This window comes from Brevibacillus thermoruber 423, assembly GCF_000454065.1.
Taxonomy (GTDB): Bacteria; Bacillota; Bacilli; order Brevibacillales; family Brevibacillaceae; genus Brevibacillus; species Brevibacillus thermoruber.
Map to the genome: position 1 here is coordinate 455,005 of NZ_KE695650.1, position 16,085 is coordinate 471,089.

Genomic DNA, 16,085 nt, shown 5'->3' on the forward strand with positions numbered 1-16,085 from the left:
CACAGGAGGTTCCCATGCGCAACGATCGATTGGATGAAGAAGACCTGCTGGTAAACGGCCCCGTCGGCGGCGAGCGCCTCTCCAAAAGCGAGCGGCAAACGCTGCGCCGGGAAGCGGGGGAACTGAAACGGCAGATGGAAGCGGCCAACGAGGAGCCGATTCGGGAGTAAGCGAAAAGAGCAGGCGCAATCGGTGTACATCATCGATTGGACTGCTCTTTTTTCGCGTTCAGGTACGCATCCAGATCGGCGAGCCACTCCTCGACGCTGCCGTATGCCGGGTCGATCTGCAGCAGGCGGCGGATCATCCCTCGGATCTCCGGTGAGAGCGACAGCTCTTCTTCCCAACTGCGCTCCGGCTGGTTCTCGTCTGCTTCGTACCCGGAGTAGAGCAGAAACAGGAAAAAGTGGCCGAGGGCATACAGGTCGCTGGCCGGCTCCACCTGCCGCTTCAACTGTTTTTCCTCCGGATAGTCGCTCAGGTCATGGGCGATGTAGGTGGGAGGGTCTCCCCGGAACCGGGCCAGCCCGAAGTCGATCAGATGGGGCCTGCCTTCCTGCCAGATGACGTTGGGAATGCGGACGTCGCGGTGAATTACGTTCCGTTCGTGCAGATAGGCGACCAGCTCACCCACCTGCCGCATCAACCGGGCCGCCTCCAACTCGCCGAGCGCGGCCCCCTCCTCGAACAGCAGGTCTTCCAGTGTCGGCCCGGCGATGTATGTCATCACCAGGAACGAATCGTTCCGGTGCCGAAACGACTCCAGCCAGCGCGGCATCTGCGGATGGGAGAGGGCGGCCAGCACCCGCTGTTCGTAGTGCTGCATCGCTTCCCCTTTGGGGGAGCGGCGCAGACTGGGCTTCACCTGTTTGAGCACCACAACCCGGCCGGACGGAATATGGACGGCCCGGTAGGCGATTCCGTAGCTGCCCATGCCCAGCACCTCTTCGATCCGGTAGCCGCCGACCAGAGCGCCGGGCTTGTACGGTCTGTCGCGCACGGCGCGGTTCCACCATGCGCATAGCTGTTTCCACATGAAGTGTCCCTCCTGTCTCCATGATACCATTTTCGGAAAAACGCCTGACCGTTTTTTCCGGCTTTGCTATAATCATGTCGTTCAGATATGGGACAGGAGCGAGGAACGGATGAATTTTGTCATCGATTGGCTGTCGTTTTTTTTGATCGAACAACCGGAAGGAGAGGGAAGCGCCAAACACGTCCGGATGAGCCGGTTCTTGTCCGGGGATGAATACCAGAAAAGCGAGCTGCGCCCCTTTTTGGACGGGGAGTTTGCCCGGATCGCCAAGCGCAAGGTGGAGCCGAACCCGAAGAGCGACGCCAGCCCGACCAAGCTGGGCCGGTTTGTGCTGGAGGAGGGGCATCCGCTGGAGTCCAACCCCAATTACGCGTTGCTGCAGCGGCTCTTGGCCGCGGAGACGCCGGGGGAGAGCAGGGAGCCTTGTCAGGAGCTGGTTCAGTCGTATCTGCGCACTTCCCAGGTGCGGGGCGGGGTTCTCCTGGTCGTCCGCACGCGGCTGGAACCGCTGGACGATCGGTACGTGTTCATTCTCAAATGCGACTTTGAACAGAAAACGGCCATCATTACCGACGAGCACAGCCTGATCGCCAACGTCAACATGGCGATCAGCGCGAAAAACATGAAGTCGCTGATGTACCCGCACATGGTCGAGCAGGGGATGAACGATCCGTACCACGTGAAGATCCATCAATTTTCCCACGCCCGGTACTTTGAAGAATTTATGCGTTTCATCGAATATCCGCAAACGCTGACCCAGCTCGTCTCCGAAGAAGTGCTGTCGCTGGCCCGCCAGCACATCGAATACGTCTACCCCGAGGCGACGGAAGAGCGGCTGCGGGCGGAAGAGGAGATCGAACTGATCGCCGCCAGCCCCAAGCGGGAACTGGCCGAGAAATGGGAGCACGACACGGTAATGGAAGCTACACAGATCATCACCGAACGGCAGCCGGAAGCGGAGCTGAAATTCAAGCTGGACCACATGCAGGTGCGGGCGCTTTTGGCCGACTACGGGATCAACCTGCACATCGCCAAGGCAAACGGCCGGTACGTGGTGCTGCTGGAAGGAGACGCGCTGCAGTTTGAGCGGGGCGTCTCGCCGGTGGAATTCGCCAAGCCCAAGAGCCTGCACGAGATCGTAAGCGAGATCGAGGAACGCAGCCGTTCCTACGCGGCAGCTCCGACCGTCTCCGATCCGGACGACCGGCCGCCGTGGGAGTGAGAAACGACAAAAGAGGGGGAATCATCATGTCAAACACCGTGCGCCAATCGCTGAAGCGGCGGGTCGTCGAACTGATCGGCAGGGAACTGCCGGACGAGCTGTTCTGCGAAGCGGAGGAGGACGGTCTGCGGGTCAAACGGCGAGCGGACGGCACGCCCGTCGTGCCCGACATCCCGTTGGAACCGCTCTATCGCCGCGTAGAGGAGAAGCCGGACGAGCGGCGGACGGCTCTTTACGCGTTTGTCTCCCGGGTGCTCGCCGCCGTTCGCGGGCAGACGGCGGACCGTTCCTTGGCGGGACGGGAAAGGCGGATTTATCCCGTGCTGCGGCATGCCTCGCTGCTTCGGGAGAACCCCGACCGGTGGGTGTTTCGTCCGCATACGGAGGAGACGGCGATCCTGTACGCCTTAGACCACGGCGAGGGGTATACCCTGATTGAACGGGAGGCATTGGCGGAAGCGGGCTGGTCGGAGGAGATGCTGCACCGCCGCGCGATGGCCAATCTGGAGGGACTGCCCGTTCCCATCAAGACGGAGCAGGTGGGACCCAACCGCATTCATTTCATCAGTCCGCGCGACGGGTACGCCGCCAGCCGCGTGCTTCTCACATCCATGCTGGAGGAGATGGAGCGCAGCAGGACAGGGGATGCCCTCGGCGTGGCTGTTCCCCATCAGGACGTGTTGATCGTGGCCGATCTGCACGGCGAGACCGGCGCCCAACTGCTGGCACGGCTCGCGCATGACTTCGCGTCCAAAGGGCCCGTGCCCATCTCTCCGCTTCCCTTTTTCTGGGAGCGGGGCGAATTGGTGCCGTTCCTGGTGGTGCAGCACGGTCCCCAGCCCCGCGTCAGGCGGAAGAAAAACAGGCGTGACTAGGCGGCGGATGAACCGGCGGCCAGCATCAGCTCGAGAAAACGGCCCGTTTCGTGAATGAGCCAGTAGGGCCGGCGCGGTCCTCGTATGTACAGATCAGCCGCTGTCTGCAGCATGCGCTCCACCCTGCTCACGTCTCCCATCCGTCTGGCGCATTCCCCCATGACCATCCAGGGGTACAGGTCGCCCGTCTGAAAGCTGTCGTAGTGGGGAAAGGCGGCCGTGATGCGCTCGTACAGGCCATAGGCTGCATCGGGGCCGGCCAGTCCGTACACGATCGGAAACGCCTGGGAGGTCACGTCCGGGTACCACTTGCGCCAGGCGGGATAGGTGCGGTCGTACATCGCGTAGGCTGCCCGCGCCGGGCTGTACATCGCCGCGATTCCCCTGCGGCAGGCTTCCGCCCGGCATCTGGCTTCCCGCGACAACTCGTCGTCGCCCAATGCCGCGAACAGGGTGGCGGCATCTTCCAGTCCGACGGCCACTTCACAATTGTCCATCAAATATTTGACGCGATACGAATGCTTCGCCCAGGTCAGCCCGTCCTTTTGCTGCAGCCGCCCCACTGCCTGAACCAGTACGGCCAGCTCGTCCCGCCGCTGCCGCAGCCAGTCGGTGTCGCCGGTGAGCTGCAGCCACTCCACAAGCAGGCTGAACAGGGTGGCGTGGTAGCTGTCTTCGCTGTCGGCATTGCCGGTGTCCACCTCCCGCTCGCCGTCCAGCCGGTAGTCGTTGACGTAGCCGCGTTCGTTGACGTGGTGAAGATACCAATCCACGTGCTTTCGCACCGCCTCCCCTTCGCCCAGCCGGATCAGGGAGATGAGCGCCAGGTTGGTGAAGTACGGATTGATCTGGTCGCGCCTGGGCGCCAGCCGAAACGCGCCGCTGGGCAGTTGGCAGCTCAGCAGATAGGCCTTCTGGTTTTCCACCAATGCATTCACGCTTCCAACACCTCCAAATCGGGTCACGTCAACGCCGTGATCCACTCCAATCCTTCCTCGACCAGGCGCAGCGAGCGCAGATACGCCTCGCTGTCCAGCGTCGGCAGGTCCTCCTCGTCTTCCAACGCCTCCTGCCACTTCTCGTCCCGGTACCAGTCCACGCCGTCAGCCGGGGCATGCTCCACATCCGGCCAGACGGCGCTCAGCGCAGGGCTGTACAGCTTGGGGCGGCCCGGCTGCAGGTCGGCGCCGTCGATGCGCGGCCGGTAGACGTTTTCCGCGGCTTCTCCGTGAGGTTTGGGCGAAAACAGGTGGGGCCAGTAATCGGAGCGCGATCCCGTATGCGGAATGCGGGTCGCCCACCTGACAATCGCTTCGTGCCGCCGGGCATCGGCGAAAAGGAGCCGGTACAGCGTCTTGCCCACGGAGATGCGCTGCCGGACGGAGGGAAAGTTGTGCACCGCGATGCCGACAACGCTGAGCCGCCGGTCGGCGGGATGGGCCTTGTAGGGAAACAGCACCTGGTTGAGCGAGAGGACGGATTGCGCCAAAAACGCGAGATTGGCGAAAACCTGCTCCCGGGCAAACGGCTTGCGCACCACGCGCTGTTCGATGTACTGCTGTTCGTTGACGATCAGGGCACGGGTCAGCCGTACGCTGTCCTGCTCCGCCAGAAACTCGCGCCACACCGGCTGCATGAAGCGGGAGACGCCGAGGCGGGGCAGGAGGGGGGTCAAATCCGTTCCGGTCCGCTTCATCTCCGCAAAGAGCAGCAGTTGGGCGTAGGCGTCGTGAAAAATCAACCAGTTGCTTCGCTCCAAAAACCAGAAAAACGCGCGGATGTCCTGCTCGTCCATCAGGCGGGGGAGCCATTCGCCGCGGAGGTCGGTCATGCTCCAGCCGCTGTTGCGGGAGACCAGGTGGGCAAGCAGGGCCCAGTGCACTTCCGGGTGCTCGCGGTAAAATGCGAGGTAGGCGGCCGTGCGGCTCACGTTGTTGCGGTTGGCTGCCGCCGTCCGACGACGGATGTTGGCGACCAGCGACATGTCGTGCGTGATGAGGGAAGACATGGAGTCACGCTCCTTGTGCAGTGGTTTTCGGCTTGTGCGTGAAAAAAGCAGGTCTCTGGCGACCCGCTTCTCGCTTCATCCAATCATTTCCAGAACGAGAAGCCTCATCTGCAGCCTCTCCTGGGCTTCTTCCCACGTGTTTCCGCAAATGATGACCAGTTCCGATTGGTATTCCGCTTCTGCGACGAAGATGCCGTCTCGTTCGTAAATGCGCATGTTTGATCGTCCTTTCCTTGCTGCCTTTCAACCATTGTATGCTATGATGGGAGAGATGATGCATCCAAAACGGACAAGGCGGACAAGAAATGGAGGAACATGCATGCGAGTGACTTTGACGGATGCGGCCCGCTCCGTCCTCGCCGCGCTGGCCAACGAACGCCGGCAGGCGCTGCGAATCAACGGGGAACTGGTGGGAGGCTGCGGCATGACGGTGGAATACGGACTGTTTTGGGACGAACCGATGAGCGGCGATCGGGTGCTGGAGGAAGAGGGGATGACCCTGTTGGTGGACAAGGAAACCGAGACCTATGTCGGAGCGGAGGAACTGGTCATCGATTACCGGGAGCAACAGGGCTTTCGGCTGGTGACGCCGCAGGAGATCCTCGCCTACGGCTTGCAGGTCAAGGAGCGGTGGAGCTGACGCCGCCGCTCATTTGGGGAGAAATTGCAGGAGAAAGGCGAGCATGCCGGCCGCGATGAGCGGTCCGACCGGGACGCCGCGGAAAAAGGTGACGCCGATGATCGTTCCGAGCAAAATGCCGGTGACGACCAGCGGATTTTGCGTCATCAAGGCGGCCCCTTTCCCGCCCAGATAGGCGACAAAAATGCCGATCAGGACGGCGAGAACGGACTGCCAGTGGGTAAAGATGGAAAGAATCGTGTCGGGGAGGATCTTGCCGCTGGCCAGGGGCGAAAGCACCCCGATGGTTAACACGACAATGCCGATCTGCAGGCCGTACTGTTCCAAAAAGGGGAACGTCCGCTCCAGGTGGAGCAGGCGGATGAGCAGCAAAATCGCCACCGCGATGGAGACGGCCGGATTGTTGCCGATGATGCCCAGCGCCAGAAGCGCGAGCAGGACAAGATTGACGACATCCATATTGAGCCAGACTCACTTTCTTTTTTGCCCCTATTATATCCAAAGTGGGGGCAGCGTGTGGAAGATTTTTTCACAGATGAACACCGCGCGCCGGGCAGTCCCGTTGAAGGAACGGGCTGCTCTTCTGAAACGGTGTGCAGTGAAAAAGCCGGCTGCAGAGAAGCGCCGGCTTTTTGACGTTTGCGACAATGACAAGGACAACGGCCGCGATGTTCCCCCTGCTGCCGCAGCCTACACCCACGGCTCCAGCATGCCGACGGGAAAGCCCGTGGGCTCCGGCGAACCGGGAAATTTGCCCCAGGCAAACACGCCGTTGAAGTATTCGATCGTAAACGGCTCGTCGTGGCCGAAGACCCGATAGGTACCGCCGATGCGGAACTCTCCGGTTCCGATGTAATACGATTTGGCCAGGAAAAATTTTTGCTGCAGGACGGCGTACTGCGACTCGTCACCGGCCTGCTTCTTTTCTTCTGCCGCGAGGCGCAGCCGTTCCATCTCTTCCTGCAGTTCGGCAAGGGTCATTTGACTGTACAAGCGCACGGTGGCCCCCTCCTTTCCATCCCTTCCATTGTAACAGGAAACAGGGGAATCGGCCATGCGGCAGCGGAGATTCGACCAGGTACGGCCAGAGGAGGCAAGGCGGCCAGGGGATGTCCGAAGCGGGCGCCAAGCGCAGTTGGCAGGGGCGCATAAAAAATGGCACTCCCGCTGCAGGAGTGCCCAAGGGTTGGGGGCGATTGAGAAAAAAACCGATTGGCCGGGCGGAAGTCGTTTGCTCTCACTTCAAACGGCGCCGCCAAACGGTCAAGGTACGTCGCAGTAAGCATGACGAGATGGGTTCACGACCTATTCATGCGTACGGCGAGACATGCATGCCGAAAAAAGAATCGGAGCTTTTCTCAATGCGTTGAAAAAGTGCTTACAGGTACAGAATAGCAGAAAAAAGTAAACTCAAGATAAACAAAAAATAAAGTTATGTTAAAAGTGATGCAAAAACAGGCATCGCCTGCGATCAGCGCGCAAAAACGTGGTTGGCGATCCGCACCGTTTGCGGTCTCGTTCGAATCCACTCGGACGTCGCCGTTTTCGGATTGTAAAAGTAGAGGGACCCGCGGGATGGATCCATCCCGTTAACGGCGTCCCGGACGGCCTTGCGCGCCGTGTCGTTCGTCTTCTGCGAAAGATGGCCGTCTTTTACCGGTGAAAAGGCGTTGGGTGTAAAGATGACCTCCCGTACCGTGTTGGGAAATTGGGGCGATTCCACTCGATTCAACACGACCGCCGCGATGGCCACTTGGCCTTCGTAGGGTTCTCCCCGGCCTTCCGCGTAAACGAGCCGGGCCAGCAATTCCATCTCGCGCTCGGTCAGTCTGATGCGCCCGCCTCTGGCGGCCGTGCGCCGCTCGTCACGGCTCGCCCGGATGGCGGGGCGCCGATCCTGTTGTCGGGGTTCAAGGGTTTGGGGAACGTCCGCCGCCCGTGCCACAGGCCCCTGCTGTCGAGGCTCGTTCTGGGCGGGCACGGTTTTTTTCGCCTGCGGTGCCGTTGCGCTTGTCGGCGTCACCAGCAGGCACACCAGCAGCAGCAGAAAGCTGCCGGAAAAGAAGAAAAAGCGCGTTCGCGCCTCTCGTTTCACCACGAAGACACCACTCCTTTCGCTCTTTGCTTGCGGTCGCGGAAGCGAATCGGGGTCATTTGCAAGTCTATCGGTGAAACAGGAGCGGTTCAAGAGGGAATGGATTCCATGCCTACGTGACCGCGCAGCCGGACCGCCGCGCGCATGGGGTAAATATGAGCGGGCGGAACCGGAGCGAAGACGGGTTCCGGTCAAGAGAAAACGGCGCCGCTCGAGAGACTGGCGCCGTTTGCTCCGCTTATTTTTCCTGAATGGTGATGGTTTTGATTTTGATCGGCTCGACCGGCATGCTCGCTTCGCCCGTAAGCGGGTTGTTTTTGACCTTGACGGCGGCGATTTTTTGCACGACGTCCATGCCGGCGACCACCTTGCCGAAGATGGTGAAGTTCGGGTAGTTTTTCAGGTTCTTCACATCATCGCCGGAACCGATAAAGAACTGGCTGCCGTTGGTGTTGGCACCGGCGTTGGCCATGGCGACGACGCCCGGTTCGTAGGTGTGGCCGTTGTTCAGCTCGTCTTCAAAGTTGTAGCCCGGGCCGCCGGTTCCGTTGCCCAGCGGATCGCCTGTCTGGATCATGAAATTCTTGATCACGCGGTGGAACGTCAAGCCGTCATAAAACTTGTCCTTTGCCAAAAAGACGAAATTGTTCACCGTTACGGGCGCGTCTTTGGCAAACAGCTCCACCGTGATGTCGCCCATCGTCGTGGAGATGATCGCCTGGTATTTCTTGTTTTTGTCAATCTGCATGGCCGGAGGTTTGGCGTACTTTTTCTCGCCCGTCGGCCCCGGCGGCTGCGCCGGTTCCTTCGATACTTCCTTGGCAGGCGGCTTCGGTTGAGGGGGCGCCGTTTCACTGCTTCCGCCGGAACATCCCGCAATCAATGCGGCTGCTGTCAGACATGCGAAGAGGGTGGTAAACAGTCGTTTCATGTTGTGCACCTTCCTTTCCTGCTTGTCCTGATAAGGGGACGCACAGGATTATAGCACAAACATGCAGGAGAACGCCAATAGGGTGGTCGGAACGGCCAACCCGTGATAGAATGTTAGAAAAGTTGACGCTGGAGGGATTTCTGGTGGGCGAGCGCTTCGAGACGAGAACAGTACATATCGGCCACAAGCCGCTTCGGCAGGTGGCCAGCAAGTCTACCCCCATCTATCAAACGTCCGTGTTTGCCTTTTCCGGGCTGGAGGATGTGGAACGATACTACGCAGGGGAAGGAGAGTACCTGTACACCCGCAACGGCAACCCGAATCAAGCGGAACTGGCGCTGGCTGTTGCCCGGCTGGAACAGGCGGAGGCCGGCGTCAGCGCCGCGTCCGGCATGGGAGCGATCATGGCCGGCCTGCTCGCCGTATTGGGCCCGGGGGACCACGTGCTCGCCTCCCATGAACTGTACGGCGGAACCTATGCGCTTCTGCACAAGGAACTGTCCCGGTTCGGGATCGAACTGGAGTGCGTTGACCTGCGCCAGCGTTCTTCGCTTGCGCCCCATGTCCGGCCGCAGACAAAGCTCCTTTTCATGGAGACGATTACCAACCCGCTGCTGTCGGTGCCGGATCTGCCGTACTGGATCGGCGAAGCAAAACAGTACGGCCTCGCCGTCATGGTGGACAACACGTTTGCCACCCCGTACCTGGTCCGGCCGATCCAACTGGGGGCCGATCTGGTGGTGCACAGCGCGACGAAGTACATCGGCGGCCACAGCGACGTCACGGCGGGCGTCCTGGTCGGCCGGCGGGACCTGGTCGGCAGGGCCTCGGAAATCGTGGTCAACTACGGCGCGTCTCTCAGCCCGTTTGAAGCGTGGCTGACCGCCCGCGGGCTGAAGACGTTGGCCCTGCGCATGGAGCGGCAGTGCGACAACGCGAGCGAAGTGGCCCGGTTTTTGCGGAACCATTCCGCCGTCAAGCGCACCTATTACCCGGACCCGGCTTCCACTTCGTTTTTTCACCGCGGCAAGCAAGGGGCGATGATCTCGTTCTGCCTGGCGGACGAAGAAAAGGTGTACGACTTCTTCCGCGCCCTCGACTGGATCAAACTGGCCCCGTCCCTGGCGGGTGTGGAGACCAGCGTGTCCCATCCCGTCACCACCTCACACCGCGCATTGACGGAGGAACAGCGGCGGGAAGCCGGGATTACCCAGGGGCTGATTCGCCTCTCCGTCGGCATTGAGGCGGTGGAGGACATCATCGCGGAACTGGACCGGGCGCTTCGGTCCTGAGACGACAGTCGCAGCCTTGCGTAACTCGAAAAATTTTTTTGCCAGTCTTGTGACTTTTTTCCGCCTCCATACGTAATACTTATTCGGAGTTAAAAAGCATCTGAATGAGGTCCGTTCACGGGAACGGCCGCTTTTACAGATGCTTTTTTCCGCATCCGCAAGCGCTGACCGGGAAGGGGGCGCTTGCTTTCACGTCAGAAAAGGGGAAGGCCTGCCCGCGTCGGGTGCGCTCGTGCCGTTCTCACAGCGGCGAGGGGCTGCCGGCGGATGCGGCGGGGTGGAGGAAATCACGATGGCAATGGCGATGAAGCGTTCGGCGCGCCCGTCGTCAGACTCTTCGGCTGAGTATTACGAATCCCGCGATTTTACCGAGTTGTACGACGAGTACTTCGACCGCGTCAACCGCTATTTGCGCTGCCGCGTGCAGAATCCGTGGGATGCCGACGATTTGACGACGACGGTGTTTTTAAAGGCGCTTGAAAAATTTGACCAATACAGCAGAACCAGTCCGTTTGCTTCCTGGATCTTCCGCATCGCCCACAACACGTACGTCGATTTCATGCGGAAAAACCGGGAGTTTCCGGTCGATCAGGACAATCTGCTCGGCGGCGAACCGGACGATACATGGCAGCCGGAACGGCAGGCGCTGACCAACGAAGAGATTCGCCTGCTCCGAGACCGGCTGGAGAAGTTGACGCAGGATCAGCGTGACGTCTTGACCCTGCGTTATTTTGCCGATCTGAAAATCAGCCAGGTGGCGGAAGTGCTGGGCAAAACGGAATCGAGCGTAAAAATGATCTCCTATCGCGCTTTGCATCAGCTACAGAAGATGTACGAAGGGGGAGAGGGCGAATGAGAGACGAGAAGCGCATCCCCACCGGCTGTTCCGAAGAGCATTCCGTAGCCCAACTGCTGGCCCATCTGCAGCAGCTTCGCCGGTCCGTGCCGGTGAACTACCACCTGAAAGCGGAGCTGAAAAAACAGCTTCTGCAGCGGATCAAGGAGCTGGACAAGGACCGGCAGCAAAGCCTGCTGGGACCGCGAACAGGCAAACTCCGCCGCGTCTGGAGCCTTACGGGCGGAGTCGTCCTGCTTGCGATCGCCGTCTGGTACGGCGTCTGGCCGCATGGTGTTCTGACGGTTCGGCAGCCGTCGCTGCTTGCCATGGAAGGACCGGCCAACCCCGAGCGGGTCGATCTGGATGCCGGCGGTTCGCGGATCGCGTATGTGACGGACAGTTCGACCATCCGCACGTTTGATCTGGACGAGCCGGCTGCCAAAGCGGACGTGTCACTGCCGGTCGATCACGGCGATTTCACGTCACTGTCCTGGAGCAACCGGGCCGCCCGGCTGGCCGTGGTGGAGCAGCAGGGAGAGACGTCCCGCCTCTGGATTGTGGACGTGCCCGACGACAAGCGGCCGGGCAGCAGCCGCTTGATCAAGGAGGAAGAGGGTGTTGCGTTTCACTCGCCCAGTTGGTCGCCCGCCGACGACAGCATCGTTTATACGCGCACAAGCGACGGCGTGGAGGAAATATGGGTAAGCAGCATCGTCTCCATGCGGGATTGGAAGGTGGCGGAAGGCAGTCAGCCGGAGTGGTCGCCCGACGGACGCCTGCTTGCCTTTACAAAACAGGGCAGCGTGTTCGTGATGGAGATGCGCTCCGGTCGGACCACCCTCGTTGGCAGAGGCGGCTGGCCGTCCTGGAACGGTGAGGCGAGCCTGACGTTCACCACGCCGGAAGGCACCCTTGCGGAAGCGGAAGTGGACGTACAGCCGCCCGTGCTGCGGGAGATGCCGATCCGATCATGGGAGGGCGGCCGTCTGGTGCGCGCCCACTGGTCGGCTGACCGCGAGCACCTGCTGCTTGTCCAGGCTGGCGACGAGACGGAGAACACGTTTGTCGTCTCACTGGCGTCACGATAACGAGCGGAGGAGAAAGAGATGAACAGGAGTTGGCTGCTCGTCTTCGCGGTCGCGTGGTTGGGTTTCGCCGCTCAGCCTGCTGCCGCCGAAGGCAGCGTGGAGATGAAGGTAAACATCCCGTTCGGCGGGGTGTTCAAGTACGATGCCTGGGTACGGCTGGAGGTGACGGTGCACACACGGGATCAGCCGTTTTCCGGTTTGGTCGAGCTGTCCAGAGACAAGGCGCCTCGGCAGATCCGGCATGCCGCGCTTCTGCAGGAAGTGAAGCTGGCGGCAGGCGAAAGCAGGACGATCGCCTTTGACATGCCGGCGGAAATGTTTCTGGAAGAATGGCGGCTTTGGCTGACCCAGGGTGAAAAGGTGGTCGCGTCGGAAAAGCTGCGGCTGCCTTATCCGAAAGACGGACGAATCATTGGCGTGCTGGATTCCGGCAGCGGCGCTTTTCATGTATTGACATTGACGCAGCGGCAGATGAACGGCGGCCACGTCCTCGTACAAAACCTGACGGCCGAGATGCTGCCGGACGAGTCCTGGCTGTACCGCAACCTGGATATTCTCGCGCTGAGGGGCGAACAGGTGAAGAAGCTGCGGGATCGGCAGGTAGAAGCGATTACAGACTGGATCAAGAGCGGCGGAGTCGTCATTCTGTCCGCGGGACCCGGTCAGGAGGAAGCGGTCCGGCGGTTTGCCGATATTTTGTCGGTCGAGCCCAAAAGCGGACGCGTCGATCCGAGGCGGGCGCTTTCCGGCTATACGGCGGCGAATACGCTGCCCGCCGGAAGCATCCCCGTTTTTAACAACACGCTGCCGCTGTTCGTTGCCCGAGAGGCGGGCGAAGGGCTGCTGCTGTTTGTCAACTATGACGTGACGGCGGAACCGCTCGCGTCCTGGCAGCACGGCGCCGAGCTGTGGCAAAACGTCCTGAGCCGGCACGGCGTGCAGGATGTGCTCGAACACGGACGGCGCATCGACCAGTTCAACCGCCCCTTACTGGAGCTGAGCCGCTACATTCCGGACGTGCATCCGCCCGCCCCCGTCTGGATCGCCGTTCTGTGGGTGCTGTACGTGGCGGCGGTGGCACCCGGCACCTATTTGATTCTGAAGCGGTTGGACCGGCGGCAGTGGGCGTGGGGCGTCATTCCGGGAATGGCGGTGCTGCTGATGGTCGGGGTCTTTTTCATCGGCAAGCCGATGGTCGTACGGGAAAACAGCAGCCACGCCGTCACCCGGGTGCGCATTCTCGATGGGCAGCTCGCCGATGTGGAGACCGCGTCCACGTTTCTTGCGGTCAGCGGAGATCGTTTCAAGGCGGAGGTCCAGCCGGGGATGGTCGCCCTGCCGCTTGCCTACAACGGAAACAATTACGAACCGGACGGGTTGACGTCGGAAAGGGGGGCGGACGCGGGATATTCCCTGGAGTTTCAGGGCGTGCCGTATCTGACGCCGCGGCAGGCGGTCGGATTCGGACTGATGCGCGAAGCGGGCGAGTTTGAGGCCAGCCTTCACGTGCAGAAAGACAGGCTGCGGGGGACGGTGACCAACAACACGGCGTTCCCGCTGGAGACGGCCTATGTTGAAGTGGGACCGCAGCGGATTCCACTCGGCAGCATGCGGCCGGGAGAAACGAAGCGGGTCGATGCCAAACTGGAGCCGCTCTACCTGCCCAGCCGAAATGCCTACGATGAAACGGAAACTTCCGTGGAAGAGCGTATCCGTCGACTGCAGGACGACGTGCTGTCGTTCGAGGGCGGTGATCGGGTGCGGATCCTGGGCGTCAACAGCCAGCCCCTCCCGCTCATCACCTTTCAGCAGGAGCATCGTTCCCGCTGCTGGAACGTGATCAGCCAAACGGTGCGGCTTCAGCCGGATCAGCGAGGCGTGATCACCTATCCGTACGGCCTGCTGGGCGTGGACATGCACGAGTCGACCGGGGAATTGGAGTCGAAATCGCCCTACCTGTGGGAATTGGCGAAAGGCAGCGTTACGTTTTCGCTGAAGCTCGGTCAGGCGCGGAACCACGCGGAGCGGCTCATCGTACCGCTTGACCACAGTTCGTTCCGCCCGTTCCAGAAAGCGATTTTCCACCAGAAGAGCGGACAGTGGAAGCCGCTGCCAAGAGACAAGCGATTGGTCCTGGAAGCGGACTTGAGCGAGTACCTGACGCCCGACGGCACCGTCCTGCTCCGCTTCTCCCACCCAGGCGTACAGCGTCTCTCGCTGCCGATGCCGTTCTTCCAGGTAGAAGGGAGGGAACCTGTCCGCCATGATTGAAACGGTCCATCTGAGCAAGAGATACGGCAGCCTGCGGGCGCTTAGCGACCTCAACCTGCGGATTGAGCAGGGAAAGGTGTTCGGCTTCATCGGTCCCAACGGCGCGGGAAAGTCGACGACCATGCTGATTTTGGCCACCTTGCTGGAGCCGACGGAGGGACAGGCGTTAGTCTGCGGCTACGACGTGATGAAGGAGCCGGCGGCCGTCCGTCAGTCGATCGGGTACATGCCCGATTTTTTCGGAGTCTATGACAACCTGACGGCGCGGGAGTACCTGGACTTTTACGCCGGAGCCTACAAGATTCCGGCGTCCAAACGGACCGCGCTGATCGCCGATCTGCTGGAACTGGTCAACCTGTCCAACAAGGCGGATGCCTACGTCGATTCGCTCTCCCGGGGCATGCAGCAGCGCCTGGGACTGGCGCGGTGCCTGGTTCACGATCCCGAGGTACTGATTTTGGACGAGCCCGCTTCCGGACTCGACCCGCGCGCCCGCATCGAGCTGCGGGAAATCCTGAAACAGCTCCGCGCGATGGGCAAGACGATCCTGATCAGCTCCCACATCCTGCCGGAGCTGGCGGAGCTGTGCGACGAAATCGGCGTGATCGAGCAGGGCAGGCTCATCGCCTGCGGAGCGCTGGATGACGTGAGCGTCCGGGCCCGCGGCATTACGCTGATGCTGGTGCGGACGCTGACCAACCGCCATCAGGCGGGCCGCGTGCTGTCACAGTGCCCCTTGGTAAAGGATCTGGAGGAGCAGGAAGATGGATTTCGCTTCCGGTTCGTCGGGGGCGAAGCGGAAAAGGCGGGATTGCTGCAGGAGCTGGTGGACGCGGGAGCAGCCGTCACGTACTTTGGCGAGTCCAGCGAAAACCTGGAAGCAGTCTTTTTGGCCATTACGGAAGGAGTGGGAGGCTGATGAGGGAATTTCTGTCCAATCCAATCCTTGTCAAGGAACTGCGGGAACGGTTCCGCACGAAGCGGACCGTGTGGATTCTCGCGCTGTATCTGCTGATCATGGGGGGCATCCCGCTCGGCTTTCTGCTTATCAACCCGCTCAGAGCGGGAACGCTGGGGGAAAACAGCGAATTGTTCCTCATCTCGGCGGCGATCCATTACGCCATGATCTGCTTTGTCGCACCCGCACTGACGGCGGGCGCCATCAGCGGCGAGAGGGAGCGGCAGACGCTCAACATTCTGCTCACCACCCAACTGTCGCCCCGCACGATCGTCTGGAGCAAGCTGGTCACGTCGCTCGCCTTTACCAGCCTGCTGCTGGCCGCGTCCATGCCCCTGTACAGCCTGGTCATGCTGTACGGAAGCGTGTCGCCGGAACAGGTTGTGAAGCTGGTCCTGTTTTTCGCGGTCAACATCCTGTTCCTGGGGTCGCTCGGCTTGTTCTGTTCCACCTGGATCAAGCGAACCGCCGTCAGCACGATCACCGCTTACGGCATCGCCTTTTGCTTTGTCGTCGGGACCGGCCTGCTGTTTTTTTTCCTTGGCGAGATCCTGCAGCAGGTCGATCCGGATCGGTATTCCCATCTGGTGGTGTGGAATCTTCCGGAACTGCAGATTCTGGCCGGTCTCAACCCGGTGATCGTGCTCTTCGCCATCCTCGACGAATCGCTGATGCCGTCGGTGGAGTTTGCCTTTACCCCCTGGCTGTTTTTTGACAGCTGTTACCTGGGGTTGAGCGTGCTTTTCGTGCTGTGGAGCGGATATCTGCTGCGGCCGGTGCGGCGCAGGTGGTGGAGTTGGAAGAAGCACCCGGTTCGTGTACAATAGAAAG

At 61.0% G+C, this 16,085-nt stretch carries 18 protein-coding genes; 10 read left to right on the forward strand and 8 right to left on the reverse strand.

The genetic code is table 11. The annotated features are described in order from the left end of the window. The first annotated feature begins 14 nt into the window (after positions 1–14). Complete coding sequence (locus tag M516_RS25545) at positions 15–170, forward strand: hypothetical protein (protein WP_162836726.1); 156 nt, start codon at positions 15–17, stop codon at positions 168–170. A 29-nt stretch (positions 171–199) separates the two neighbouring features. Here the strand turns inward: M516_RS25545 and M516_RS0110470 are convergent, their stop codons facing one another. Next, positions 200–1,036 carry a serine/threonine protein kinase gene (locus M516_RS0110470; RefSeq protein ID WP_029099082.1) on the reverse strand — a complete coding sequence of 279 codons (837 nt, stop codon included), beginning with the start codon at positions 1,034–1,036 and terminating at the stop codon, positions 200–202. A gap of 109 nt (positions 1,037–1,145) precedes the next feature. On the opposite strand from M516_RS0110470, the gene M516_RS0110475 reads away from it, so the two are divergent. Both M516_RS0110475 and M516_RS23270 read left to right on the forward strand, forming a co-directional pair. Further along, positions 1,146–2,258 (forward strand): DUF3900 domain-containing protein, encoded by a 1,113-nt coding sequence (locus M516_RS0110475; protein WP_029099083.1) that lies wholly within the window; start codon positions 1,146–1,148, stop codon positions 2,256–2,258. A 26-nt stretch (positions 2,259–2,284) separates the two neighbouring features. Next, the gene (locus tag M516_RS23270) at positions 2,285–3,133 is read left to right on the forward strand and encodes a DUF1444 family protein (protein WP_081656507.1); all 849 of its coding nucleotides are present in this window, start codon (positions 2,285–2,287) and stop codon (positions 3,131–3,133) included. Here the strand turns inward: M516_RS23270 and M516_RS0110485 are convergent. The 3 genes from M516_RS0110485 to M516_RS25550 form a co-directional block, all read right to left on the reverse strand. After that, positions 3,130–4,071, reverse strand: a complete 942-nt coding sequence (locus M516_RS0110485; protein WP_029099084.1) for a hypothetical protein — start codon at positions 4,069–4,071, stop codon at positions 3,130–3,132. The genes M516_RS23270 and M516_RS0110485 overlap by 4 nt on opposite strands. Before the next feature lie 23 nt (positions 4,072–4,094). Continuing rightward, positions 4,095–5,141, reverse strand: a complete 1,047-nt coding sequence (locus M516_RS0110490; protein WP_029099085.1) for a DUF2515 family protein — start codon at positions 5,139–5,141, stop codon at positions 4,095–4,097. Between the two features lie 75 nt (positions 5,142–5,216). Continuing rightward, positions 5,217–5,357, reverse strand: a complete 141-nt coding sequence (locus M516_RS25550) for a hypothetical protein (RefSeq protein ID WP_162836727.1) — start codon at positions 5,355–5,357, stop codon at positions 5,217–5,219. 103 nt (positions 5,358–5,460) lie between these two features. Here M516_RS25550 and M516_RS0110500 point away from each other — a divergent pair, with 103 nt between their 5' ends. Then, complete coding sequence (locus tag M516_RS0110500; protein ID WP_029099086.1) at positions 5,461–5,781, forward strand: iron-sulfur cluster biosynthesis family protein; 321 nt, start codon at positions 5,461–5,463, stop codon at positions 5,779–5,781. Positions 5,782–5,790: 9 nt separating this feature from the next. Here the strand turns inward: M516_RS0110500 and M516_RS0110505 are convergent, their stop codons facing one another. The 4 genes from M516_RS0110505 to M516_RS0110520 all read right to left on the reverse strand — a co-directional run bounded on the left by M516_RS0110505 (position 5,791) and on the right by M516_RS0110520 (position 8,807). Further along, positions 5,791–6,240 (reverse strand): DUF441 domain-containing protein, encoded by a 450-nt coding sequence (locus M516_RS0110505; protein ID WP_029099087.1) that lies wholly within the window; start codon positions 6,238–6,240, stop codon positions 5,791–5,793. Between the two features lie 231 nt (positions 6,241–6,471). Further along, the gene (locus M516_RS0110510) at positions 6,472–6,780 is read right to left on the reverse strand and encodes a YfhH family protein (protein ID WP_029099088.1); all 309 of its coding nucleotides are present in this window, start codon (positions 6,778–6,780) and stop codon (positions 6,472–6,474) included. 472 nt (positions 6,781–7,252) lie between these two features. Continuing rightward, complete coding sequence (locus M516_RS0110515; protein ID WP_029099089.1) at positions 7,253–7,879, reverse strand: cell wall hydrolase; 627 nt, start codon at positions 7,877–7,879, stop codon at positions 7,253–7,255. Between the two features lie 235 nt (positions 7,880–8,114). Then, a complete protein-coding gene (locus M516_RS0110520) occupies positions 8,115–8,807 on the reverse strand; it encodes a peptidylprolyl isomerase (RefSeq protein WP_029099090.1) in 693 nt (230 codons plus the stop codon). A 143-nt stretch (positions 8,808–8,950) separates the two neighbouring features. On the opposite strand from M516_RS0110520, the gene M516_RS0110525 reads away from it, so the two are divergent. From M516_RS0110525 to M516_RS0110550, 6 genes are all read left to right on the forward strand, one after another. After that, positions 8,951–10,099 (forward strand): trans-sulfuration enzyme family protein, encoded by a 1,149-nt coding sequence (locus M516_RS0110525; protein WP_029099091.1) that lies wholly within the window; start codon positions 8,951–8,953, stop codon positions 10,097–10,099. A 292-nt stretch (positions 10,100–10,391) separates the two neighbouring features. After that, on the forward strand, positions 10,392–10,955 hold the full coding sequence (locus M516_RS0110530) for an RNA polymerase sigma factor (RefSeq protein WP_029099092.1): 564 nt from the start codon (positions 10,392–10,394) through the stop codon (positions 10,953–10,955). Beyond that, positions 10,952–12,025 carry a PD40 domain-containing protein gene (locus tag M516_RS0110535; RefSeq protein ID WP_029099093.1) on the forward strand — a complete coding sequence of 358 codons (1,074 nt, stop codon included), beginning with the start codon at positions 10,952–10,954 and terminating at the stop codon, positions 12,023–12,025. Before M516_RS0110530 ends, M516_RS0110535 begins: the two co-directional genes overlap by 4 nt. Positions 12,026–12,043: 18 nt before the next feature. Beyond that, positions 12,044–14,296, forward strand: coding sequence for a hypothetical protein (locus tag M516_RS0110540; RefSeq protein ID WP_029099094.1), 2,253 nt, complete (start codon positions 12,044–12,046; stop codon positions 14,294–14,296). After that, positions 14,289–15,215 carry an ABC transporter ATP-binding protein gene (locus M516_RS0110545; protein ID WP_029099095.1) on the forward strand — a complete coding sequence of 309 codons (927 nt, stop codon included), beginning with the start codon at positions 14,289–14,291 and terminating at the stop codon, positions 15,213–15,215. The genes M516_RS0110540 and M516_RS0110545 overlap by 8 nt, the downstream gene beginning before the upstream one ends. Then, positions 15,215–16,081 (forward strand): ABC transporter permease, encoded by an 867-nt coding sequence (locus tag M516_RS0110550; RefSeq protein ID WP_029099096.1) that lies wholly within the window; start codon positions 15,215–15,217, stop codon positions 16,079–16,081. The genes M516_RS0110545 and M516_RS0110550 overlap by 1 nt, the downstream gene beginning before the upstream one ends. Positions 16,082–16,085 lie beyond the last annotated feature (4 nt).